The organism is Pelagimonas phthalicica (assembly GCF_004364805.1).
Lineage (GTDB): Bacteria > Pseudomonadota > Alphaproteobacteria > Rhodobacterales > Rhodobacteraceae > Pelagimonas > Pelagimonas phthalicica.
Genome location: NZ_SOAP01000001.1, coordinates 1,784,784 through 1,805,828, shown reverse-complemented (window position 1 = coordinate 1,805,828; position 21,045 = coordinate 1,784,784). Strand labels below are relative to the sequence as shown.

Genomic DNA, 21,045 nt, shown 5'->3' with positions numbered 1-21,045 from the left:
TATGTTCCGCTTCTTTGAAAATCTTGTAAATCCGTACTGCGACTACGAACAAACCGACACGCCGCCGACGCGGGTAATTCCGTTTCTTGCCGGGTATTCGCAGCCGTTCAAACACATCTTTGCGGTGGCTGCCTTGCTATCCGTGGTCGTTGCAGCTGTCGAAATCGGCCTGATCTGGGCCATGGGCTGGGTTGTCGACATTCTGACTGGTGATCCGGCCACCGCCTGGGCGGAAAACGGGTTTTGGCTGCTCGCTTTGGCCGCATTTATCCTCGTGATCCGTCCGCTTGTCCAAGCGGTGGATGTGCTGCTGCTCAACAACGCGATTTTGCCCAATTTTGGGTCCTTGATCCGTTGGCGTGCCCATAATCACGTGTTGCGCCAGTCTGTTGGATGGTTCGAAAACGACTTTGCCGGGCGGATTTCCAATCGGATCATGCAAACTCCGCCTGCTGCGGGTGAAGTCATGTTCCAGGTTTTTGACGCCATCACCTTTGCCTTGGCCTATGTGGTTGGGGCGATGGTCATGTTGGGCGATGCTGACCCCCGACTGATGATCCCGTTGATCATCTGGCTCACGCTTTACGGGGTGCTGTTGCGTTGGACGATCACGCGCGTTTCTCCGGCCTCTCAGGCCTCGTCTGATGCGCGGAGCGAGTTTAACGGGCGCGTCGTCGATGCCTATTCCAACATCCATTCGGTCAAGATGTTTGCCCATCACGACCGTGAAATGGAGTATGCCCGTGATGCCATCGAAAACACCCGCCAGACCTTTCAAAAGGAAATGCGGCTCTACACCATCATGGATGTGACCCTGGTCAGCCTGAATGGCTTGCTGATCGTTGGTGTTGTCGGTTGGGCGATTGCACTTTGGATGCAGGGGTCAGCCAGCACCGGGGCGGTCGCCGCAGCGACGGCGCTGACTTTGCGGCTGAACGCCATGACCGGCTGGATCATGTGGGCCCTGACAACGCTGTTTCGCGAAATGGGTGTGGTCAAGGAAGGGATGGAGACCATCGCCCAGCCGATCAAACTGGTGGATGATCGCGATGCGCTGCCGTTGGATTTTGCGGCCGGACATGTGCAAGTTCAGTCTCTAACACACCACTACGGGCGTGACTCCGGCGGTTTGGACAATGTCTCCATCGACATCCAACCGGGCGAAAAGATTGGTCTTGTCGGCAGATCAGGCGCGGGCAAGTCGACTTTGGTCAAGCTGCTCTTGCGGTTCTATGACGCCGAAAAGGGCGTGATCCTGATTGACGGTCAAGACATCACTCAGGTCACGCAAGACAGTCTGCGTCTGAGCATTGGAATGGTTCAGCAGGACAGTTCCCTGCTGCATAGATCGGTGCGCGACAACATTCTCTATGGTCGTCCCAATGCCAGCGAAGAGCAGATGATCGAAGCCGCCAAGCAGGCGCAGGCGCATGAGTTCATCATGGATCTCGAGGACCCGAAAGGACGCAAGGGCTATGATGCACATGTCGGCGAAAGGGGTGTGAAACTGTCAGGCGGGCAGCGACAGCGGATCAGCCTGGCAAGGGTGATCCTCAAGGATGCGCCGATCCTGTTGTTGGACGAGGCGACAAGTGCCTTGGACAGTGAGGTCGAGGCCGCCATTCAACAGACACTTTATGGCATGATGCAGGGTAAGACTGTGATTGCGATTGCGCACCGGCTGAGCACGATTGCGCAGATGGATCGCATTCTGGTGCTGGATCAGGGGCGTATCGTCGAACAGGGCAGCCATGACGTGCTTTTGGCGCAGGGCGGACTATATGCTGGGTTCTGGGCGCGCCAATCTGGCGGGTTTATGGACCCGGATGATCAGGAAAACAGGCAAAAAGGGGCAGCAGAGTGAAGATTTCGGATTTGATCCAACCCTTTGTGGTGGACGACACGGCACCGCCTGCGACCCTTTGGGCCTTTATTCGCTGGGGTCTGCGTGGGGCCTGGCCGATGATATGCGTTGCCGCCATCCTGTCTGCCCTCGCAGGCGGGATGGAGGCCGCGACCGCCTATTTCATGGGGGCCGTTGTCGACAAGGCCGTTGCCCTGGGCCCCGAGGCATTCTTCAGCGCGGCAAATCTGGGTTTTGTTCTTGGGGTTGTCGGGTTTTTCGTGGTTCTGCGTCCGATCCTGTTCGGCATGTCTTCGGTCGCCAACAACTATGTCGTCATGCCCAACTTGCCCGCGCTTGTGCTGTCCCGGTTAAACCGCTGGACCCTTGGGCAGTCGGTTACCTTTTTCGACAATGATTTTGCTGGGCGGATTGCTCAGAAGCAGATGCAGACCGCCAATTCGCTGACCATGGTGGTGTCCGAGGCGATCAGCGCGATTGTCTTTGCCTGCGCTTCCTTGGCGGGGTCTTTCATCTTGTTGGCGGCGATTGATGCGCGGGTTTTGATCGTGTTTGCACTGTGGTTGATTGGCTATTTCGCCCTGATCCGCTGGTACCTGCCGCGCATCCGCAAACGCTCGGCTGCGCGGGCCGGGGCGCGGGCCAATGTCAGCGGGCAGGTGGTGGATACAATCACCAACATCAAAACCGTCAAACTCTTTGCCTCGGACCGACACGAGGAGCAGGCCGCACAACAGGCAATGGTCGGATTGCGGGAAAAGGCGCTGGCTTTTGGCGCGCTTTCGGCGAGTTTTCGGTTTTTCCTGATGCTGCTGGCCGGGGCTTTGCCGGTTCTGCTTGCCGGGACTTCGCTGGTTTTGTGGAGCAATGGTGGCGCCAGCACGGGCGACATTGTTGCAACTGCTGCCGTGGCTGTGCGGGTGTCGCAAATGACCGGCTGGGTCAGTTTCACCCTGATGGGGCTCTATTCCAACCTCGGTGAAGTTGAAAATGGCATGAAGACGCTGGCCCCGGCGCAACGCGTACAGGACGCGGCAAATGCCGTGCCTTTGCAGATCGCTGGTGGTGAGATCCAGTTTGACAAAGTGGGCTTTGCCTATGGCGGGGTGACTGGCGGTGTCAAAGACATCGAGCTGACCGTCAAACCGGGCGAAAAGCTGGCCGTTGTCGGTGCTTCTGGCGCCGGGAAATCAACGCTGGTTGCTTTGCTCTTGCGGCTGTTTGACCGTGAAACAGGGTCTATTTCCATTGATGGCCAGGATGTTCAGACGATCACACAGGACAGTCTGCGCGAGGCGATTGGCATGGTCACGCAGGAAACCGCGATGTTCAATCGCTCGGCCATGGAAAACATCCGTTACGGTCGCCCCGATGCCAGTGACGAAGAGGTGTTCGAGGCCGCGCGCCGCGCCTCGGCGCATGAGTTCATCGGTGAGCTGAAAGATCACGAAGGGCGCGAGGGTTATGACGCACGGCTGGGCGAGCGCGGGGTCAAACTGTCAGGCGGGCAGCGTCAGCGCATTGCCCTTGCCCGTGCCATTCTGAAAGACGCGCCGATCCTCGTTTTGGACGAAGCGACCAGTGCGCTTGATTCCGAGGTCGAGGCCGAGATTCAGGAAGCGCTGACAGAGGTCATGAAAGGTAAAACCGTGCTGGCCATCGCGCATCGGCTTTCGACCATTGCGCAGATGGATCGCATCATCGTACTGGATCAGGGGCGCATCGCCGAACAGGGCAGTCATGACGCGCTTTTGGCGCAAAACGGTCTCTATGCAAGGTTCTGGGCGCGGCAATCGGGTGGTTTCATTGATGCGCAAGAGGCGGCTGAATGAATGAAACGCGTCATGATTGTTGGCCAACCCGGTGCCGGCAAATCCTATCTGGCCCGCGCCATGGGGCAAAAGACCGGATTGCCGGTGCAGCACATGGATATGATCCACTGGAAACCCGGCTGGATGGAGCGTGACAAAGCGGAAAAGCTGGCAATGGTCCATGCGGTCGAGATCAGTGAGGCTTGGATTCTTGAGGGCGGATTGTCGGCAAGCTATGACCACCGGCTTGACCGGGCGGATACGCTGATCGTGCTCGACTTTCCCTTGAGGTTTCGCGCGTGGCGCGTGTTTTGGCGAACTCTGCGCGACTATGGGCGCAGCCGACCGGACCTGCCGGATGGGTGCCCGGAACAGTTCAGCCTTGAGTTCTGGCAATGGATTTGGAACACGCGGAAAACAGGCCGGGCCAATAACTTGGCGCTGATGGCAAAAGCAGGCTCTGACAAGGCGGTTTTTCACCTGCAAAGCCGTGCGCAGGTGCGTGATTTTCTAAAAACACTCGACGCGGTGCATGTTTCGAGGCAATAGGCCCCCTATGCAGCAAGTGACAATCGAGAGATTGGGCCACAAGGGCGACGGGATCGCCGCAGGCCCGATATTTGTGCCCGCAACATTGCCCGGTGAGGTGGCCGAAGGTGTCGTGGAAAACAGCATCATGGCCGCACCGAAAATCGTGACCCCGTCAGATGATCGGGTCAAAGCGCCCTGCCGCCATGCGAAATCTTGCGGTGGCTGCCAGTTGCAACATGCGTCAGAGGCCTTTGCCAGTGCCTGGAAGACCGATGTTGTTGCCCGTGCTTTGGAGGCCCAAGGGCTCAAGACTGAAATTCGTGCCTGCCTGACCTCGCCCCCGGGGTCGCGCCGCCGCGCGTCATTTTCGGCGAAACGCACGAAAAAGGGGGCCTTGGCCGGGTTCCATCGCAAAGGCTCTGACATAGTCGTCGAAACCCCGGATTGTCAGTTGGTCTCGCCCAAGATCGCAGCTTCTTTGCCCTTGGTCGAAGAGCTGGCGGTGCTGGGGGCCAGCCGCAAAGGCGAGCTGTCGGTTCTGGTGACCGAAAGCCTGTCGGGCCTGGATATTTCCGTCACGGGCGGCAAGCCGGTGGATTCCCCTTTGCGCGAGGCGCTGGGCGCGCTTGGGCGCAAATATGATCTGGCTCGGATCACCTGGGATGACGAGGCGCTGACCCGTCTGCCGCCTGTTCAGCGCTTTGGCGTGGCCGATGTCACACCGCCCCCCGGTGCCTTTTTGCAAGCTACCCCACAGGGCGAAGCGGCGCTATTGGCCTCGGTTCGCGAGGCGTTGGGCACCGTGAAACATGTGGCGGATCTGTTTGCAGGCTGCGGCACCTTTGCCCTGCCAATCGCCCAAGACGCCCGCGTTCATGCGGTGGAAGGCGACAAGGCGATGACCAAGGCGCTCGATCACGGGTGGCGCAATGCCCAAGGCCTGAAACACGTCACCCACGAGGCGCGCGACCTGTTCCGCAATCCGCTCTTGCCGGATGAACTAGCGCGCTTTGACGGGGTGGTCATCGACCCACCCCGCGCCGGAGCGGAGGCGCAGGTGGAACAATTGGCACGTTGCCAGATTCCGCGAATTGCCTTTGTGTCCTGCAACCCAGTGACCTTTGCGCGGGACGCGGCCCGTCTGGTGGCCAGCGGTTATGCGCTGAATTGGGTGCAGGTGGTGGACCAATTCCGTTGGTCAACCCATGTAGAACTGGCAGCGGAACTGGAATTCAAAAGGTAAGACATTGCGCGAACGTCTTGGGAATTGGCTGGATCAGGTTTGGGTCCAGAACACGATTATCGGTGTCATCATCATCAACGCCATTGTGCTGGGAATGGAGACATCTAACACGCTCATGCAGAACTGGGGCGGGGTGATCAAGCTGATTGATGCGCTCTGCCTGGCGATTTTTGTTGTCGAGATTGCCATCAAGCTCTTTGCCCGCGGCTTTGGGTTCTTTCGCAGCGGTTGGAACCTGTTCGACTTTGCGATTGTTGCCATTGCCCTGATTCCGGCGGGGCAGGGGGTCTCTGTCTTGCGTGCGTTGCGGATTTTCCGCGTCATGCGCGTGATTTCTGCCGCGCCACGGTTGCGCCGCGTGGTCGAAGGGTTTGTCACCGCTTTGCCCGGTATGGGCAGTGTGTTCCTGTTGATGGCGATTATCTTTTACATCGGCGCGGTGATCGCGACCCGGCTGTTCGGCGATGCTTTTCCCGAATGGTTCGGTACGCTAGGCCAATCCGCCTATTCCTTGTTCCAGATCATGACCTTGGAAAGCTGGTCCATGGGGATCGTACGCCCGGTGATGGAGGTCTTCCCCTATGCTTGGGTCTTCTTTGTGCCCTTCATTATGGTCACGACTTTTGCGGTGGTGAACCTGCTGGTGGGCCTGATCGTGAACTCGATGCAGGACGCCCATGCCGAAGAGGACACAATCAAGACCGATGCCTATCGCGATGAGGTGCTGGAACGCCTGTCGCAGATCGAAAAACAGGTGACCCGGATGGCCCAAAACCAGCCACGGGAGTGACCGGTCCGTCACAGAAACGTGTCCTGTTCGATTGGGCCAAATTGGTATATGCTGTGCTGAAAAACGAGGCGATGTGATGCAGTTTTTCAAGTTTCTTGTGGTTCTTTGTCTGGCGCTTGGCCTGTCGGGCTGTGCGTCCAAGTTTAAACGTTACCACGGCCCCGAAGTGACGCAGATTATTGTCAATAAAGGTGAGCGTAAAATGTATCTACTGCACCATGATAAGGTGCTGAAGGATTACAATTTCGGACTGGGTTTTGCCCCTGTTGGTGACAAGAAGGTGCGCGGTGACGGCAAAACGCCCGAGGGGGATTACTTTATCGACCGGCGCAATCCGAACAGCGCGTTTTACCTGAGCATCGGGATCTCATACCCCAATGAACAGGATATCGCCGAGGCAAAGGCGCTGGGCCGTTCGCCGGGTGGCGATATCTTTATTCACGGTCGGCCAAATAACGGCAAACGGCGCAAGGGTCGCGATTGGACGGCAGGATGCATCACCGTCACCAATCGCGAAATGCGTGACATCTATGCGATGGTCAGGGATGGCACCCCGATCCGGATCAATCCTTAGAGTTTTGACCCTTTTGGATTAACCCGCGTCTGTTGACTCGGCTGGTGCGGCGGCAATTGTACCTGGCGTTGCTGCCAGTTCCGGAGTGCCCATAACCATGGTCCACCAGATCTTGCCATTGCTTTCTTGATGCCAGGAAAAGCCAAGATCGCGCGCGGTTGGGTCAAGAATAACGTTGCGCGTATGGGCCTCTTCCATCCAGGCGGACAGCGTCTGAAGTTCAGTCTCGTAGGTTTCGGAAATGGTTTCTCCGACGAGACGGCCGGAATAGCCAACGCGTTTGACGCGATCGATTGGCGATGATCCGTCAGACCCGAAATGCCAAGGGCGGTTTTGCACCGACATATCCCGCGCATGTGTCGCAGCTGCTGCGTTCAGTTTGGCATTCATTTTCAGCGGGGCCGCACCGGACGCCTGTCGCAGGGCGTTCACCGAATCAAGAACACGGAATTGAATGCGATTGGCATTGGCAGGCCCGATCCGATAAATTCTGGTTTTTGGTTTCCCATCCGCGCCCAGGGGCGCATCGGTCGGCGTGGTGGTGCAGGCTGTCAAAGCTGCGGCTGCGGACAAGGCGACAAAGGCACGGCGGTTCATGAGGCTGCTCATTATACATTCAAGACGGCCTAGCCATAGCGAATGAAGCGTTGCCAATCAAACCCACATCGGCGTGAGCCCGCCAGTTAACAAGTGTTTGAATTGCGACTGAGGCATTCGCGCCATATTATCGCCGCAAGTATTGATAAGGTCTGACAGGAGTTTGGACGATGACGAAGAGCGCAGGACAGCAATTCAATCGCCGCGCGTTTCTGGCTGGGACCGCGGCCGTGCTCGGCGCACCGGCTCTGGCCCAAAGTGTTGATGGTCAGGAAACCGTGGAAATCGAACGCGATATTTCGACCGTGGTGCGGCGCAATATCTCCAGCTTTCGCACGCTGGATTGGCAGCCGCATTTCTCCAATTTGAACAATGGTGCAATCCTGGTCGATATCACCTCACGGGCGCTGCATTATTGGGAAGAATCAGGGGCTTATCACCTTTTCCCATCCTCGGTTCCACTGACCGAAGACCTGACCCGCCGTGGTCGTACCAAGGTCATCCGCAAGGTCGAAGGTCCGTCCTGGCGCCCGACTCCGTCCATGCGTAAACGCAATCCGGAATGGCCTGATTTTGTCGGCCCCGGTCCCGATAACCCGCTGGGAACCCATGCTCTGTACCTGAGCTGGCAGTATTACCGAATCCACGGCACCCACGATACTCGCAAGATTGGGCGCCGTTCGTCGAATGGTTGTATCGGCCTATATAACGAGCATATTGCACAACTTTTCGCCATGACCAAAGTTGGCACTCAAGTGTTGCTTATTTGACGAAAAAGCGGCGATCTGCGCATCGCCCCGAGTCGTGTCATTTGCATTTCCAACAGTTTACTGCTTAGACAGACTCACGAGGAAAGTCTTGGGAGCTTGCCAGGTGCCCGTCACCTGCAGGCAATTATCTGGAGAAGAAAATGAAAAAAATCGCACTTGCCGCCGCATTCGCCGCAGCCGCATCCACCGCAATGGCCGGTTCTTATGCGAAAGACGACGTTGTCATGGAACCTGTTGTAGTTGTTGAAGAAACTGCAGCTTCTTCCTCTTCCGCAGCGATCGTTGTGCCTCTGCTGCTGATCGCAGTTCTGGCGGCAGCTGCTTCCAACTAAGCCAGTTGGTATCAGAATTTCGGAAAAGGCGGCGCGACGGTGCCGCCTTTTTCTTTTGAATTTCGTTAACGGAGCCAGCCGCCGAGATTCTCATTTATGACCTGGCACAGCGCCTCGATGTGGTCTGGGCGGTCATTTAGACAGGGAATATAGCTGAAAATTTCCCCCCCAGCTTCTTCGAAACTTTCGCAGATTTCTTCCTGAATCTCTTCCAGTGTCTCGATGCAATCCGCTGAGAAGGCGGGCGCAATCACAGCGATCCGTTTCTTACCCTGCTTGGCCAGCTCGGCCACATGTTCGACGGTGTAAGGGCGCAACCATTCCTCGGTGCCAAAGACCGATTGGAAAGTTGTGACGATCTTGTCCTGCTCCCAGCCCAAACGTTCCCGCAGCAGGCGAGAGGCCTTTTGGCATTGGCAGTGATAGGGATCACCCTCTTTCAGATAGCGTTGCGGCATGCCGTGATAGGACACCACCAGCAAATCGGGTTCGTGATCCAGCTTGGCATAGCCTTCTTCGACGGACTTCGCCAAAGCGTCGATATAGGCAGGATGCTCAAAATAAGGGTCGATGGTCCGGGCGCTGGGCTGCATTTTCTGCTCCATCAACGCGCGGAAGAATTCGTCATTCGCGGTGGCCGAGGTCGCGCCGGCGTAATGCGGATAAAGCGGGACAAACAGGATCCGGTTACAGCCCGCTTTGACCATGGCATCAACCTTGGACTTGGTCGACGGATTGCCATAGCGCATGCAGAAATCGACCATAACCTCATCGCCATATTGCTCTGACAGCTTGGCCGAAATCGCCTCGGTCTGATCCCGCGTGATGGTCATCAGCGGGCTTTCATCCTTTTCGGTGTTCCAGATGGAACGATAGGCCTCGCCCGAGGAAAACGGACGTTTGGTCAGGATGATCAGTTGCAGCAAGGGCTGCCATTTCCAGGCCGGAAAATCGATGACACGTTTATCCGACAGGAATTCGTTCAAATAGCGCCGCATCGACCAGTAGTCTGTCGCATCCGGAGTGCCGAGATTGGCCAAGAGGATTCCGACCTTTTGTTTTGGAAACGTCGGGTGGTCGGCTGGTTTGATCATGTCGGGCATTTCGTGTCCTTGGCCTTGCTCTTTGAGGCAAATAACTATCGCGTCAGGGCTTTACGTCAATCTTTCAGCGGCTTTTCTACGGTTCCAAGCGCATCGGCGAGGCGTTGCGTCGCAGAACCAGGGCGAAGCGGCTTGGGTTGGCTGTCATCAGGTGACCATGCTGTCAGCGTGATGATCTCAAAGGTCGCGGGAATGCGGCCGTCATCTGTGCCGAAACTTTCGTGATAGATCTGCATGGCGCGCAGCAGGACATTTCGTTGGGTCGGATGGCGTAGCCGGGTGGCCAGGGCGTTGTTCTCCCCCATGGCGCGTAACTCGTGCATCAAATGGAGCGGTGATTGATAACTGGTGTTGAGCGGGATGGCATCCGCCACAGGCAGGTTGAACCCGGCCCGTTGCAGCAACCCGCCAAGATCGCGAATTTCGCCCATAGGCGCAACGCGTGGCGACATGCCCCCAGTGACCTCAACCTCGGCTTGGCCAAGCGATGCACGCAATTCGTGCAGGGTTTGGCCGCCAAAGGTGAGGCCCAGAAACAAGCCATCCGGTCGCAAAGCACGGCGACATTGGATCAACTGACCCACCGGGTCATCGGCCCAATGCAAGGCAAGGGCGTGGAGCACCAGATCGTGGCTTTGTTCCTCTAGGGCCAGAACCTCATCGTCGGGGATGATCTTGGCATTTGGAAAGGACGCGGCCCAAACCTGCGGGAAAGGCGTGATAATCGCCACATCCGTAAACGTTCTGTTAACCAAAGAGAGCCGATCCTGCGCTTCGTCCAGCGCGGTTTCATGCAGGAAAAGCTCGGGAGCTTTCAGCGCGCGTTGGCGATTGCGGATCAGGGCTTGGCGATCGGTCAGGCCTGGCGGGTTCGAAGGGGCTTGGGACATGAAAGGCACATAGAATGTGGGCGCAGGGGATGCAAACTTTAGTGCAGATGATCTATCCGCCCCGCTGCCTGTCCTGTGGCGGCCTGGTTGAGACGGATTTTGGTATTTGCAGCGCCTGCTGGCCCAAGACCCCGTTTATCTCGGGGCTGAGCTGCGATTTATGCGGCACGCCTTTGCCGGGGCAGTCGGATCGGGCCGAGATTTGCGATGAATGCCTGAAAACCGAACGCCCCTGGACCAAAGGGCGCGCGGCGCTGGAATACAAGGATCAGGGGCGGCGGCTGGTTCTGGGGCTGAAACATGGTGACCGTCAGGACATTGCCAAACCTGCCGCCAAATGGATGGCGCGGGTCACACGTGATCTGGTGCAAGAGGATTTGATCATTGTCCCGATCCCTTTGCATCTGCATCGCCATCTGGCGCGGCGCTACAATCAATCTGCGCTTTTGGCCGAAGCATTGGCTGAGGAATTGGATCTTGATTGGTGCCCGGACGCCTTGCAGCGCCCGAAGCCCACGCCCAGCCTTGACGGCAAAAGCCGAGAAGAACGGTTTGAAACCGTCACCGGGCGCATCACAGTGTCCCCCGATCGCGAAGAGTTGCTGAAAAACCGGCCCGTCCTGATCGTCGATGATGTGATGACATCCGGCGCAACCTTGGCTGCCGCGGCTGAGGCTTGTTTGGCCATTGGATCGGGTCAGGTTTTTGTGAGCATTCTGGCACGCGTTGCCAAGGACCCCTAATTGCCCTTAGAAAGTCACCACTTGTCTAAGGAACGCCCATGCAACCCGTTGAAATCTACACCTCGCCGCTTTGCGGTTTTTGCCACGCGGCCAAACGCCTGTTGAAACAAAAGGGTGTTGAGTTCACCGAAATCGACGTGTTGGTCGAGCCTAATCGCCGATCCGAAATGATGGATCGCGCCAATGGCCGTCATACGGTTCCGCAGATTTTTATTGGTGAGACCCATGTTGGCGGGTGTGACGATTTGTACGAGCTGGAACGCGCCGGCAAGCTGGACCCATTGTTGGAGGCCTAAATGCGCATCGCATTGCTGCAAATGACATCCTCGGACCTGCCCGAGGAAAATCAGAACAGCGTGCGTGCCATGCTGCGCCAGGCCAAGGATCAGGGGGCGGAATTTGCCCTGACCCCCGAAGTCACCAATATCCTCAGCTTTTCGCGTGTCCATCAAGAAAGCGTCGTGGTGCGTGAGGACCAAGATATTGTTCTGCAAGCCATGCGTGAAGAGGCGGCTGAACTGGGTCTTTGGGTTTTGGCCGGATCGCTTTCGGTTTTGTCCGAGGCGCCAGAAACCCGCTTTGCCAACCGCTCCTTCCTGATTTCGCCCGAGGGCGAGATCAAAGCGCGATATGACAAGATCCATATGTTTGACGTGCAGGTCAGCGACGAAGAAACCTATCGTGAATCCGCCGGATTTGCCCCCGGAGATCAGGCGGTTATGGCGCAAACTCCGATTGGCAATATCGGGCTAACCATCTGCTACGATGTTCGTTTCGGCTATCTGCATCGCGCGCTGGCGCAGGCGGGTGCCCAGATCATCACCGCCCCGGCGGCCTTTTCACCCGGAACCGGCCCGGCGCATTGGCAGCCCTTGTTGCAGGCGCGGGCGATTGAAACCGGATGTTGGGTCCTCGCCCCGGCGCAAACTGGCAAACACCCGGCTTCGGTCGGCAAATCCCGTTCGACCCATGGTCATTCTCTGGTCATTTCCCCCTGGGGCGAGGTGGTTTTGGATGCAGGGGTCGAACCCGGGGTCTATTGTGCCGATCTAGACCTAGACGCGGTGACAATTGCGCGGAATAAAGTGCCCTCATTGACCCATGACCGTGACTTCAGAGGCCCCTGACCGATATGAGCACCAGCGAAGGCGCATTAGCGATCTCATTGATCTCTGAACTGCTGACCGCAGATCAGTTGCTGCGCGCCCGCATTGGCAAGGTGCTGCCCAACAAGATGGAGCTGTCGCATTTCTCGGTTTTGAACCTGCTGGCGCGGGGCGGGGAAAAGACCCCGGCGCAATTGGCGCGGGCTTTTCATCTGACCCGAGGGGCGATGACCAACACATTGGGAAAACTGGAAATTGCAGGCTACGTGCATATTCGTCCGGATTGGGATGATGCGCGCCGGAAATTTGTGTCGATCAGTCCGGCAGGTCGATCAGCGCGGGATGCGGCCTTGGCGGCGATTGTCCCAATGCTGGATGAAATGATGTCGGACCTGGGCGAAGACAATGTGCGCGCGGCTTTGCCTGTCTTGCGTGAATTGCGCTTGCGTTTGGATGAGGAAGACAAGGGTTAGGGTCCTTGTCCACGGGCCTTGGCTCGCCCACCGTTTCTCGAAAGTGATCAGTGGCCAGCGACGATTTTCCACTTTTCACAAAATCGCGCCGGTGTTACGCGTTTCGTCATATGACACGCTGGACCAAAATCCTGCCCATGTTGGCTTTGACCGTAACGCTGGTGGTTGCCTTGGCAACGTCCGGCTTTGCGCATCGTGTCATGACGCCCGATGATCAAGCGCTGCAGCAATTGGCGCTGACTTTGGGATTGGACGCGGCTGATATCTGTGGCGACACAGGCGGCGCGAGCAATGAAAGCTGTGAGGCCTGTCGTCTGCACGCTGCTATGAATGTGCCGCTTTCTGCCGGTGTGTCTGTCGTGCTTGAACTTGGCATTGACCTGACCGATTGGGTGCCAGAACCACAGCGGCTGAACGATCTTACCGGTCACAGCCCCCACCATGCGCGGGCACCCCCGACTGTTTGATTTGCTTTCTTAGGAAAGTGAACTGGCCAAAAGGCCAGATTATCAGACAGTTGGACCCTTCCTTCGTTTCGATCCGTCACGGGAACACATCTTGAGTGTGTTCACCTCGCGGCCTGCAACGCACTCGGTCTGACTCCCAACTCCGTATTTTCTGACCAGGACGTCACCCATGACTGATACAACCACGCAACCAGCCGACTCGCCAAAACGCGAGCGCGCTTTCTATTTCGCCGCCTGGCGTTGGCATTTCTACGCAGGCCTGTTTGTCATCCCGTTTCTGATGATGCTGACCATCACGGGCTTCATCATGCTGATCGACAATGGCCTGTCGAACCAATTGGGCAGCGCGCCGCGCGTTGTGGCAACGGGCGAAGCTTTGCCGCCTTCGGTGCAGGCCAAATCCGCGCTCGACTCTGTGCCGGGGCAATTGATCCAATACACCTCACCCGAGGCAGAAGACCGCCCAGCCTATTTCGTGATCCGCAACCCTGCGGACGCCAAGCCCGGCATGAAACCCTGGGAAATCCCAGCTAAATCCGTCGCGGTTGACCCTTACTCTGGCGAAGTCACCGCCGTGAATTCAAAGACTGAGACGCTCTATGCTTGGGCCAATGACATTCATGGCACACTGTTGATTGGCGATACCGGTGATCGCCTGATCGAAGCGGCGGTTTCGCTGACTTTGGTCTTGATCGCGACGGGAATTTACATGTGGTGGCCGCGTGAACGCAGCGTTCTGAGCGCCTTGGTTCCCAACCTGACCAAAAAGGGCCGGGCCCTGTTTAAAGAGATGCATGTTGTCGGGGGCGTTTGGGTCTCGGTGTTTCTGGTGTTGTTCATCTTGTCAGGGTTGGCTTGGGCAGGGGTCTGGGGCGGAAAGCTGGTTCAGCCCTGGTCATCCTATCCGGCAGAAAAGAAGGCCAGTTTCTGGTCGTCCGATCTGACCCATGCCTCGCTGAACCATGGCCCGTTGGATGAGGTGCCTTGGGGCCTTGAACTGACCCCAATGCCGGAATCCGGTACGGCTGAGGGCACGGTCGCCCTGCCGCAACCGGCCACGTTGGACACAGTTGTGATGTGGGCGCAGGCCAATGGGTTCTCAGGCCAATATCGCGTGTCTTTGCCAGCGGGTGACAAAGGGGTTTGGACCCTGATGCGCGCCTCGCAATCCGAGGACACCGTCGCCCCACACGAGGATCGCACCGTTCACTTTGACCGCTACACCGGCAATATGTTGGCTGATATTGGCTATGCGGATTATTCGCTGATGGCCAAATCCATGGCCCAGGGCATCGCGCTGCACAAAGGTCTGGCGGGCACCTGGAACTATGTTCTGAATTTTGTGCTGCTGAGCGTGATCCTGATGGTCAATGTCACCGGCATTATCATGTGGTGGAAGCGTCGCCCCCAAGGGGCCAAGCGTCTGGCCGCGCCGCCGGTTCCGCAGGATATGCCCATGTGGAAAGGTGCCGTTCTGATCGCCTTGGTCTTGGCGATGGCCTTTCCGATGGCGGGCATTGCGCTTTTGGCCGTGATTGCCGTTGACGTGATCGTGTTGGCAAATGTTCCGCGCTTGAAACGTATCGTCTCTTAACCCGAGCCAAACAATAGGGCGCAACCCGATGGGATGCGCCCTATCCACTACCTGAAATCAGTCTCTATTTCAGCGCATCTGCGACATTGGCGGGTTTGAATTCTGTGATCAGCAGCGCAACGACCCCCGCAATGGTAAACGGATCCTGCGCCATCAGGGCTTCGATCTCGCTGCGGTCTTTGCCCATCGCGATGATCATACCGCCAGTGCGCGGCACCTTGGCCCCGGATGCCAGAAACCGGCCTTCTTCATAGCCCTTGGCGATAAAATCCATATGGGCATCGAGATGTGGTTCGACCTCGGTCAGGGGGACGTTATAGGTGATGTCCACAGCAAACAGATTGTGGCCCTCAGGGATGACAGGCATTGGTTAAGCTCCCGGTTTCAACGCTGCGGTGACGTAGTTCACCGACAGATCCCGATCCGAGATGCTCCAGCGCCATGTCACCGGGTTAAACACGTAGCCTTTGCGATCCACCGGGGTCAAACCAGCATTTGTCATCAGCTCATAAAGCTCGTCCGGCGTGATGAATTTCGCCCATTCATGGGTGCCCTTGGGCAGCCAGCGCATGACATATTCCGCCCCGACAATGGCGACGGCAAAGCTTTTGGGATTGCGGTTGATGGTGGAACACAAATGCAGCCCGCCCGGTTTCAGCAATTGCTGGCAGGCGGTCAGATAGGCTTGGGGGTCGGCGACATGCTCGACCACTTCCATATTGATCACCACATCGAATTGCTCACCTGCGGCGGCCATGGCCTCGGCTGTGGTGTGGCGGTAATCAATGTCCAACCCGCTTTGCTTTGCATGGGTTTCGGCGACAGGGATATTGCGTTCTGCCGCGTCCACGCCAATGATCTCGGCCCCAAGCCGCGCCATAGGTTCACATAACAGCCCACCGCCACAACCGATATCGAGAATACGGAGCCCTTCGAATGGGTTAGGCGCGGACAGGTCGCGATCAAACTCACCAGCGATCTGGGTGGTGATATAGTCCAGCCGCACCGGGTTCATCATGTGCAAAGGCTTGAACTTGCCATGCGGGTCCCACCATTCTGCGGCCATGGCCTCGAATTTGGCGACTTCGGATGCATCAACGGTGGATACCATAACTTTCCCCATGGTCTTTTCCCTGCGCTGCACAATATAGTCAGGTCATGGACAAGTTCACGGGCCAAAAGCGCGCAGTGCAATATCTTTACCCGCCTCTCGACCCCTTTGATCAGCGTATGATGGAGGTCGGGGACGGGCACGTGATTTATGTGGAACAGTCTGGAAACCCTGACGGAATTCCGGTGATTGTTTTGCATGGCGGCCCCGGTGGCGGGTGCAGCCCGGCAATGCGTCGTTATTTTGATCCGTCGGTTTACCGTGTCGTGCTTTTTGACCAGCGGGGCTGCGGAAAGTCGCGCCCCCATGCCAGCGTCAAGAACAACACGACCTGGCATCTTGTTGCGGATATCGAACACATTCGCGAGACCCTGGAAATTGAGCAGTTCATTGTCTTTGGCGGCAGCTGGGGGGCGACGCTGGCGTTGATCTATGCGATCAGCCATCCAGAGCGTGTGAGCCATCTGGTGTTGCGCGGCGTGTTCCTGTCGACCCAAGCGGAGCTGGACTGGTTCTATGGCGGCGGGGCGGGGCAGTTCTGGCCCGAACCTTGGGCACGGTTCCGCGATATGATTCCGGTTGAAGAACGCGGAGACATGATCACCGCCTATTACAAGCGGCTGTTTAGCGGTGATTTGCGCGAAGAAATCAAATATGCGCAGGCGTGGTCGGTCTGGGAAAATGCGCTCGCCTCGGTTTATTCCAACGGGCAGGGCGGCGAACCGCCGGGGGATTATGCCCGCGCTTTTGCCCGTCTGGAGAACCATTATTTTGTCAATGGTGGCTTCCTGGAAGAAGATGGCTGGATCTTGAATAATGTCGATCGGATCAGCCACATCCCGGGCGTGATCGTGCAGGGACGTTACGACATGATCTGCCCACCTCAGCGCGCATGGGAACTGGCACAAGCCTGGCCAGAGGCTGATTTACGCATGATTCGAAACGCCGGTCATGCCTTGTCCGAGCCAGGGATCAGCGCAGAATTGGTGGCGGCAATGGATCGAATTGCGTCGCAAATCGAATAGCTGTCTGTCGCATTTCCGACATTTTGCATCGCATTTGAACCCTTTACACGACCCACCATGTCGTTAACGTGAGTTATGTTCAAAAAACAAAACCGACAGGGATCGTGAACTCAGTTCTCAAAATCATAGCTCAACGCCTTGCTTTAGGCCTCTTGACGCTCTTCATCGTTTCGATTGTGATTTTCGCGGCGGTGAATCTTTTGCCGGGGGATTTTGCCGAGGCCATTCTCGGCCAAGGTGCCACACCTGAAGCCGTCGCAGCCATTCGAACGGATCTTGGTCTCGATCAACACCCGGTCCTGCGATATTTCCAATGGCTCGGAGGCGTGTTGCAAGGCGATCTGGGCAATTCGTTTGCGCAGGCCAACTTTGCCAGTTTCGTGGGTGATGACAGCGGGGTGCGCACCACGGTGGCCCAGCAGATTGCACCGCGATTTGCCAATACGATGTTTCTAGCTGGTGTGACTGCCGCGATTGCGGTTCCTTTTGCGGTGACTTTGGGCATTCTGGCCGCGCTTTATCGCAATTCGGTTTTTGACCGTGCCGCCAATATCACGACGCTCAGCTCGATTTCTTCGCCGGAATTCTTTCTCGCCTATGTTTTGATCCTGTTCCTTGCGGTGCTGAACCCTTGGCTGCCATCCCTGTCCAATATTTATGACGGCATGGCCTTTAGCGAGCGTTTGGAAAAAACCTTGCTTCCAGCGCTGACCCTGACCCTTGTCGTCACCGCGCATATGATGCGCATGACACGGGCGGCGATCATCAACCTGCTGGCCTCTCCCTATATCGAGATGGCGCGGTTGAAAGGGATCAAGCCGATGCGGGTGATCGTGAAACATGCGCTTCCTAACGCTTTGGCCCCGATCATCAACGTGATTGCGCTGAACCTCGCCTATCTGATCACCGGTGTGGTCGTGGTTGAGGTGGTGTTTGTCTATCCGGGCATCGGCCAGCTGTTTGTGGACAGCGTCAAAATCCGTGACATCCCGGTTGTTCAGGCCTGCTGCCTGATTTTTGCTGCCGCCTATATCCTGCTGAACCTGACGGCTGACATTTTGTCGATCGTGTCCAACCCACGTCTGAGGCATCCGAAATGAGCGGTATCATGACTTTCATCATCGCGCTCATCGTGATTGCCTTTGCGGGTTGGGTCTTCCGCTTTGTTGGACAAAAAGCCACCAACAACGCCCCGACATTCCGCGACATGCCTTTCGCAGTGGCCTTTGGCTATGCTTTGGGCGTTGCAGCGCTGATTTGGGCGGTTTGGACCTACGTTCAGGCTCAATTCATCCTGCCAGAAGCAGAAGCCAACAAATACTTCTTCTTTGTGGTCGCCATTCATGGGCTGTTGCTCGCTGGTGCGGCGGCTTACGTGTTTCGTTTGCTGGGGCGCATCGTCGGAACGGCGGGGTCGCGCAAGCTGTTTCGCCAAATGCCTTTGACAGCCGCCTTTGGGGTCTTGGTGATCCTGGTCTATGCGTTCATGGCGATTTTTGCCGGAGCTTTGGCCCCCCATGGTCAGGAAGAAGTCTTTGCCCAAGCCAATGTCGTGCCGGGTGGCAATCCGGCGCTGGGCGGCAATCCTGACTTTCCACTTGGGACGGACCAGATCGGCCGCGATATCCTGTCTCGTCTGATCTATGGCGCGCGCAATACGGTTGGGATTGCCTTTGTTACGACGCTGATTGCCTTTGTTGTTGGCGGCGGCTTGGGCTTTCTCGCCGCGACCCTGCGCGGTTGGGTGGATCAGGTCCTTTCGCGTGCGGTTGACGTGCTAATGGCCATTCCGGCCCTGATCTTTGCCTTGCTGTTGATCACCGTTGCCAAGGCCTGGGTTGACGGGACCGGGTTGACCATCGCGATGATCCTGATCATGGCCTTGATCGACAGCACCCGCGTGTTCCGGTTGGCCCGTGCGGTGGGTATGAACATCGTGGTGATGGATTACATCGAAGCCGCCAAGCTGCGCGGCGAAAAACTGTCTTACATCGTTTTCCGCGAGATCCTTCCAAACGCCACCGCGCCCTTGCTGGCGGAATTTGGTCTGCGCTTCTGCTTTGTTTTCCTGACCATTTCCTCGCTCAGCTTCCTGGGTGTGGGCATTCAGCCTCCGCTGGCGGATTGGGGCACCATGGTCAAGGATATGTCGTCCTTCATCAACTATGCCGCCTTTGCGCCGCAGGTCTCTGCCGCGCCACTGCTGGCCGCTGGGGCGATTGCCCTGCTGACTGTGGCCGTGAACTTTGTGGTGGATTGGATGCTGCATCGCAGCTCAGGGCTTAAGGATTAATGACATGAGCAGTGATGCATTCAAAGACGCCGAAACCCTTGTTGAAATGCGCGACATCCATATGGAAGGGCGCAGCGACGAGGAATGGCACCCGATTATCAAAGGTGTCGACCTGACCCTGCGCAAAGGCGAAGTGCTGGGCCTGATCGGTGAATCCGGAGCAGGTAAGTCGACGCTTGGTCTGGCCTCAATGGGGTTCTGCCGCGATGGTGTGCGGATTTCCAAAGGCTCCGTGATTTTTGACGGGATCGACCTGCTGGCGGCCTCGGCCGAAGAGAAACGCCAGCTGCTGGGCAAACGCATCGCCTATGTGGCGCAGTCTGCGGCGGCCAGTTTTAACCCGGCGCACCGTCTGATTGATCAACACACCGAAGCCCCGATTTCCCATGGGGTACTGTCCAAAGAGGACAGCGAAGCGGATGGGATGGAGCTTTATCGCAAGCTGCGCCTGCCAAACCCGGACGAAATCGGCTTTCGCTATCCGCACCAGGTGTCCGGCGGTCAGTTGCAGCGGGCGATGACGGCGATGGCCATGGCCTGCCGTCCTGATCTGATCATCTTTGACGAACCGACCACCGCCCTGGACGTGACCACGCAGATCGAAGTGCTCGCCTCGATCCGGGAGATTGTTGAAGAGTTCAACACCGCCGCGATCTACATCACCCACGATCTCGCAGTTGTGGCGCAGATGGCGGACACGATCAAAGTGCTGCTCAAAGGGGACGAGGTTGAAGAAGCCGAAACCCGTGAAATGCTGTCGAATCCAAAGCAGGATTACACCAAGAGCCTTTGGGCGGTGCGCGAATTTCAACGCCCGCAAAAGCCAGCGGTTCAGACCGGGACGACGCCGGTAATTGCGGTTCAAAACGTCACCGCAGCCTATGGCAAGGTCGATGTGCTGCATGATGTTAGCTTTGACATTCATCAGGGGCGCACTGTGGCCGTTGTGGGTGAATCCGGGTCTGGCAAATCGACCACCGCCCGTTGCATCACCGGCCTTTTGCCGCCGCGCCTTGGCCAGATCAGCCTGGCGGGAACTGCATTGCCACTGGACTATCGCAAACGCGACCGCGAGCAGTTGAAAAAGATCCAGATGATCTATCAGATGGCCGATACAGCACTGAACCCGCGCAAAACTGTGGGCGAGATCATTGGCCGACCGGTGGAGTTTTATACCGGCCTGACCGGTGCGGCCAAACGCAAGCGGGTCGAGGAACTGATGGATCAGATCGAACTGCCCGCCAGCCAGTTTATCGATCGTTTGCCGTCGGAAATGTCGGGTGGCCAGAAACAACGTGTGGGCATAGCCCGCTCCTTGGCGGCAGAGCCCGAATTCATCATCTGCGACGAGGTCACATCGGCGCTTGATCAATTGGTGGCCGAGGGCATTCTGCGCCTGCTGGCTGACCTACAAGACAAGCTCAACCTTTCCTACATGTTCATCACCCACGATCTGGCAACGGTGAAATCCATTGCCGACGAAGTTGTGGTGATGAAGGATGGCAATGTGGTTGAGGCCGGACCAAAGACCGAGATGTTTACCCCGCCACATCACCCATACACGGATCTTCTTCTCAGCTCAGTGCCAGAGATGGATCCGGATTGGTTGACAAATCTGCTGCAAGAACGCGGAGTTGATAACATTGGTGATGCTGCAGTTGGTAAGATGACCTGAGAATCGCCCGAAAAACGGGTGCAAGACATCGCGGGGACAGTCCGCAAAATGAA

Annotated in this window: 23 protein-coding genes; 18 read left to right on the top strand and 5 right to left on the bottom strand. The window is 57.2% G+C overall.

The features are described 5' to 3' along the window. The first annotated feature begins 1 nt into the window (after position 1). From CLV87_RS08810 to CLV87_RS08785, 6 genes are all read left to right on the top strand, one after another. On the top strand, positions 2-1,864 hold the full coding sequence (locus CLV87_RS08810) for an ABC transporter ATP-binding protein (RefSeq protein WP_099241864.1): 1,863 nt from the start codon (positions 2-4) through the stop codon (positions 1,862-1,864). Next, positions 1,861-3,696, top strand: a complete 1,836-nt coding sequence (locus CLV87_RS08805) for an ABC transporter ATP-binding protein (RefSeq protein WP_099241866.1) — start codon at positions 1,861-1,863, stop codon at positions 3,694-3,696. Before CLV87_RS08810 ends, CLV87_RS08805 begins: the two co-directional genes overlap by 4 nt. Then, complete coding sequence (locus tag CLV87_RS08800; protein ID WP_099241868.1) at positions 3,697-4,224, top strand: P-loop NTPase family protein; 528 nt, start codon at positions 3,697-3,699, stop codon at positions 4,222-4,224. It abuts the gene before it with no gap. 7 nt (positions 4,225-4,231) lie between these two features. Next, positions 4,232-5,449 (top strand): class I SAM-dependent RNA methyltransferase, encoded by a 1,218-nt coding sequence (locus CLV87_RS08795; RefSeq protein WP_099241870.1) that lies wholly within the window; start codon positions 4,232-4,234, stop codon positions 5,447-5,449. A 4-nt stretch (positions 5,450-5,453) separates the two neighbouring features. Continuing rightward, positions 5,454-6,239, top strand: a complete 786-nt coding sequence (locus CLV87_RS08790; protein ID WP_099241872.1) for an ion transporter — start codon at positions 5,454-5,456, stop codon at positions 6,237-6,239. A 76-nt stretch (positions 6,240-6,315) separates the two neighbouring features. Beyond that, the gene (locus CLV87_RS08785) at positions 6,316-6,813 is read left to right on the top strand and encodes a L,D-transpeptidase family protein (RefSeq protein WP_099241873.1); all 498 of its coding nucleotides are present in this window, start codon (positions 6,316-6,318) and stop codon (positions 6,811-6,813) included. An 18-nt stretch (positions 6,814-6,831) separates the two neighbouring features. Here the strand turns inward: CLV87_RS08785 and dalA are convergent, their stop codons facing one another. Continuing rightward, a complete protein-coding gene (gene dalA / locus CLV87_RS08780; RefSeq protein WP_099241875.1) occupies positions 6,832-7,410 on the bottom strand; it encodes a divisome-associated lipoprotein DalA in 579 nt (192 codons plus the stop codon). Between the two features lie 170 nt (positions 7,411-7,580). Here dalA and CLV87_RS08775 point away from each other — a divergent pair, with 170 nt between their 5' ends. Both CLV87_RS08775 and CLV87_RS08770 read left to right on the top strand, forming a co-directional pair. Next, complete coding sequence (locus CLV87_RS08775) at positions 7,581-8,180, top strand: L,D-transpeptidase (RefSeq protein WP_099241877.1); 600 nt, start codon at positions 7,581-7,583, stop codon at positions 8,178-8,180. A gap of 140 nt (positions 8,181-8,320) precedes the next feature. Further along, the gene (locus CLV87_RS08770; RefSeq protein WP_099241879.1) at positions 8,321-8,512 is read left to right on the top strand and encodes a ferrochelatase; all 192 of its coding nucleotides are present in this window, start codon (positions 8,321-8,323) and stop codon (positions 8,510-8,512) included. A 65-nt stretch (positions 8,513-8,577) separates the two neighbouring features. Here CLV87_RS08770 and hemH read toward each other — a convergent pair whose 3' ends face one another. Next, the gene (gene hemH / locus CLV87_RS08765) at positions 8,578-9,615 is read right to left on the bottom strand and encodes a ferrochelatase (protein ID WP_099241881.1); all 1,038 of its coding nucleotides are present in this window, start codon (positions 9,613-9,615) and stop codon (positions 8,578-8,580) included. 56 nt (positions 9,616-9,671) lie between these two features. Beyond that, complete coding sequence (locus CLV87_RS08760; RefSeq protein ID WP_099241883.1) at positions 9,672-10,505, bottom strand: methyltransferase domain-containing protein; 834 nt, start codon at positions 10,503-10,505, stop codon at positions 9,672-9,674. A gap of 29 nt (positions 10,506-10,534) precedes the next feature. Between CLV87_RS08760 and CLV87_RS08755 the strand changes: the two genes are divergently transcribed. The 6 genes from CLV87_RS08755 to CLV87_RS08730 all read left to right on the top strand — a co-directional run bounded on the left by CLV87_RS08755 (position 10,535) and on the right by CLV87_RS08730 (position 14,888). Further along, on the top strand, positions 10,535-11,248 hold the full coding sequence (locus tag CLV87_RS08755; protein WP_099244556.1) for a double zinc ribbon domain-containing protein: 714 nt from the start codon (positions 10,535-10,537) through the stop codon (positions 11,246-11,248). Between the two features lie 38 nt (positions 11,249-11,286). Further along, on the top strand, positions 11,287-11,544 hold the full coding sequence (gene grxC, locus CLV87_RS08750) for a glutaredoxin 3 (protein ID WP_099241885.1): 258 nt from the start codon (positions 11,287-11,289) through the stop codon (positions 11,542-11,544). Further along, on the top strand, positions 11,545-12,375 hold the full coding sequence (locus tag CLV87_RS08745; RefSeq protein WP_099241887.1) for a carbon-nitrogen hydrolase family protein: 831 nt from the start codon (positions 11,545-11,547) through the stop codon (positions 12,373-12,375). Between the two features lie 5 nt (positions 12,376-12,380). After that, positions 12,381-12,827: a MarR family winged helix-turn-helix transcriptional regulator gene (locus CLV87_RS08740; protein ID WP_099241889.1), complete on the top strand. Its 447-nt coding sequence runs from the start codon at positions 12,381-12,383 to the stop codon at positions 12,825-12,827. 110 nt (positions 12,828-12,937) lie between these two features. After that, the gene (locus CLV87_RS08735; protein WP_235871878.1) at positions 12,938-13,294 is read left to right on the top strand and encodes a polyketide synthase; all 357 of its coding nucleotides are present in this window, start codon (positions 12,938-12,940) and stop codon (positions 13,292-13,294) included. 169 nt (positions 13,295-13,463) lie between these two features. Next, the gene (locus CLV87_RS08730) at positions 13,464-14,888 is read left to right on the top strand and encodes a PepSY-associated TM helix domain-containing protein (RefSeq protein WP_099241891.1); all 1,425 of its coding nucleotides are present in this window, start codon (positions 13,464-13,466) and stop codon (positions 14,886-14,888) included. 64 nt (positions 14,889-14,952) lie between these two features. Here CLV87_RS08730 and CLV87_RS08725 read toward each other — a convergent pair whose 3' ends face one another. Together CLV87_RS08725 and ubiG are read right to left on the bottom strand one after the other, a co-directional pair. Continuing rightward, positions 14,953-15,255: a YciI family protein gene (locus tag CLV87_RS08725; protein ID WP_176556003.1), complete on the bottom strand. Its 303-nt coding sequence runs from the start codon at positions 15,253-15,255 to the stop codon at positions 14,953-14,955. A 3-nt stretch (positions 15,256-15,258) separates the two neighbouring features. After that, on the bottom strand, positions 15,259-15,999 hold the full coding sequence (gene ubiG, locus CLV87_RS08720; protein WP_099241893.1) for a bifunctional 2-polyprenyl-6-hydroxyphenol methylase/3-demethylubiquinol 3-O-methyltransferase UbiG: 741 nt from the start codon (positions 15,997-15,999) through the stop codon (positions 15,259-15,261). Positions 16,000-16,046: 47 nt separating this feature from the next. Here ubiG and pip point away from each other — a divergent pair, with 47 nt between their 5' ends. The 4 genes from pip to CLV87_RS08700 all read left to right on the top strand — a co-directional run bounded on the left by pip (position 16,047) and on the right by CLV87_RS08700 (position 20,992). Then, positions 16,047-17,024, top strand: coding sequence for a prolyl aminopeptidase (pip, locus tag CLV87_RS08715; RefSeq protein WP_133840725.1), 978 nt, complete (start codon positions 16,047-16,049; stop codon positions 17,022-17,024). 104 nt (positions 17,025-17,128) lie between these two features. Further along, complete coding sequence (locus CLV87_RS08710; protein WP_099244562.1) at positions 17,129-18,124, top strand: ABC transporter permease; 996 nt, start codon at positions 17,129-17,131, stop codon at positions 18,122-18,124. Next, positions 18,121-19,317 carry an ABC transporter permease gene (locus tag CLV87_RS08705; protein ID WP_099241897.1) on the top strand — a complete coding sequence of 399 codons (1,197 nt, stop codon included), beginning with the start codon at positions 18,121-18,123 and terminating at the stop codon, positions 19,315-19,317. The genes CLV87_RS08710 and CLV87_RS08705 overlap by 4 nt, the downstream gene beginning before the upstream one ends. A gap of 4 nt (positions 19,318-19,321) precedes the next feature. Then, complete coding sequence (locus CLV87_RS08700) at positions 19,322-20,992, top strand: ABC transporter ATP-binding protein (protein WP_099241899.1); 1,671 nt, start codon at positions 19,322-19,324, stop codon at positions 20,990-20,992. Positions 20,993-21,045: the final 53 nt, after the last annotated feature.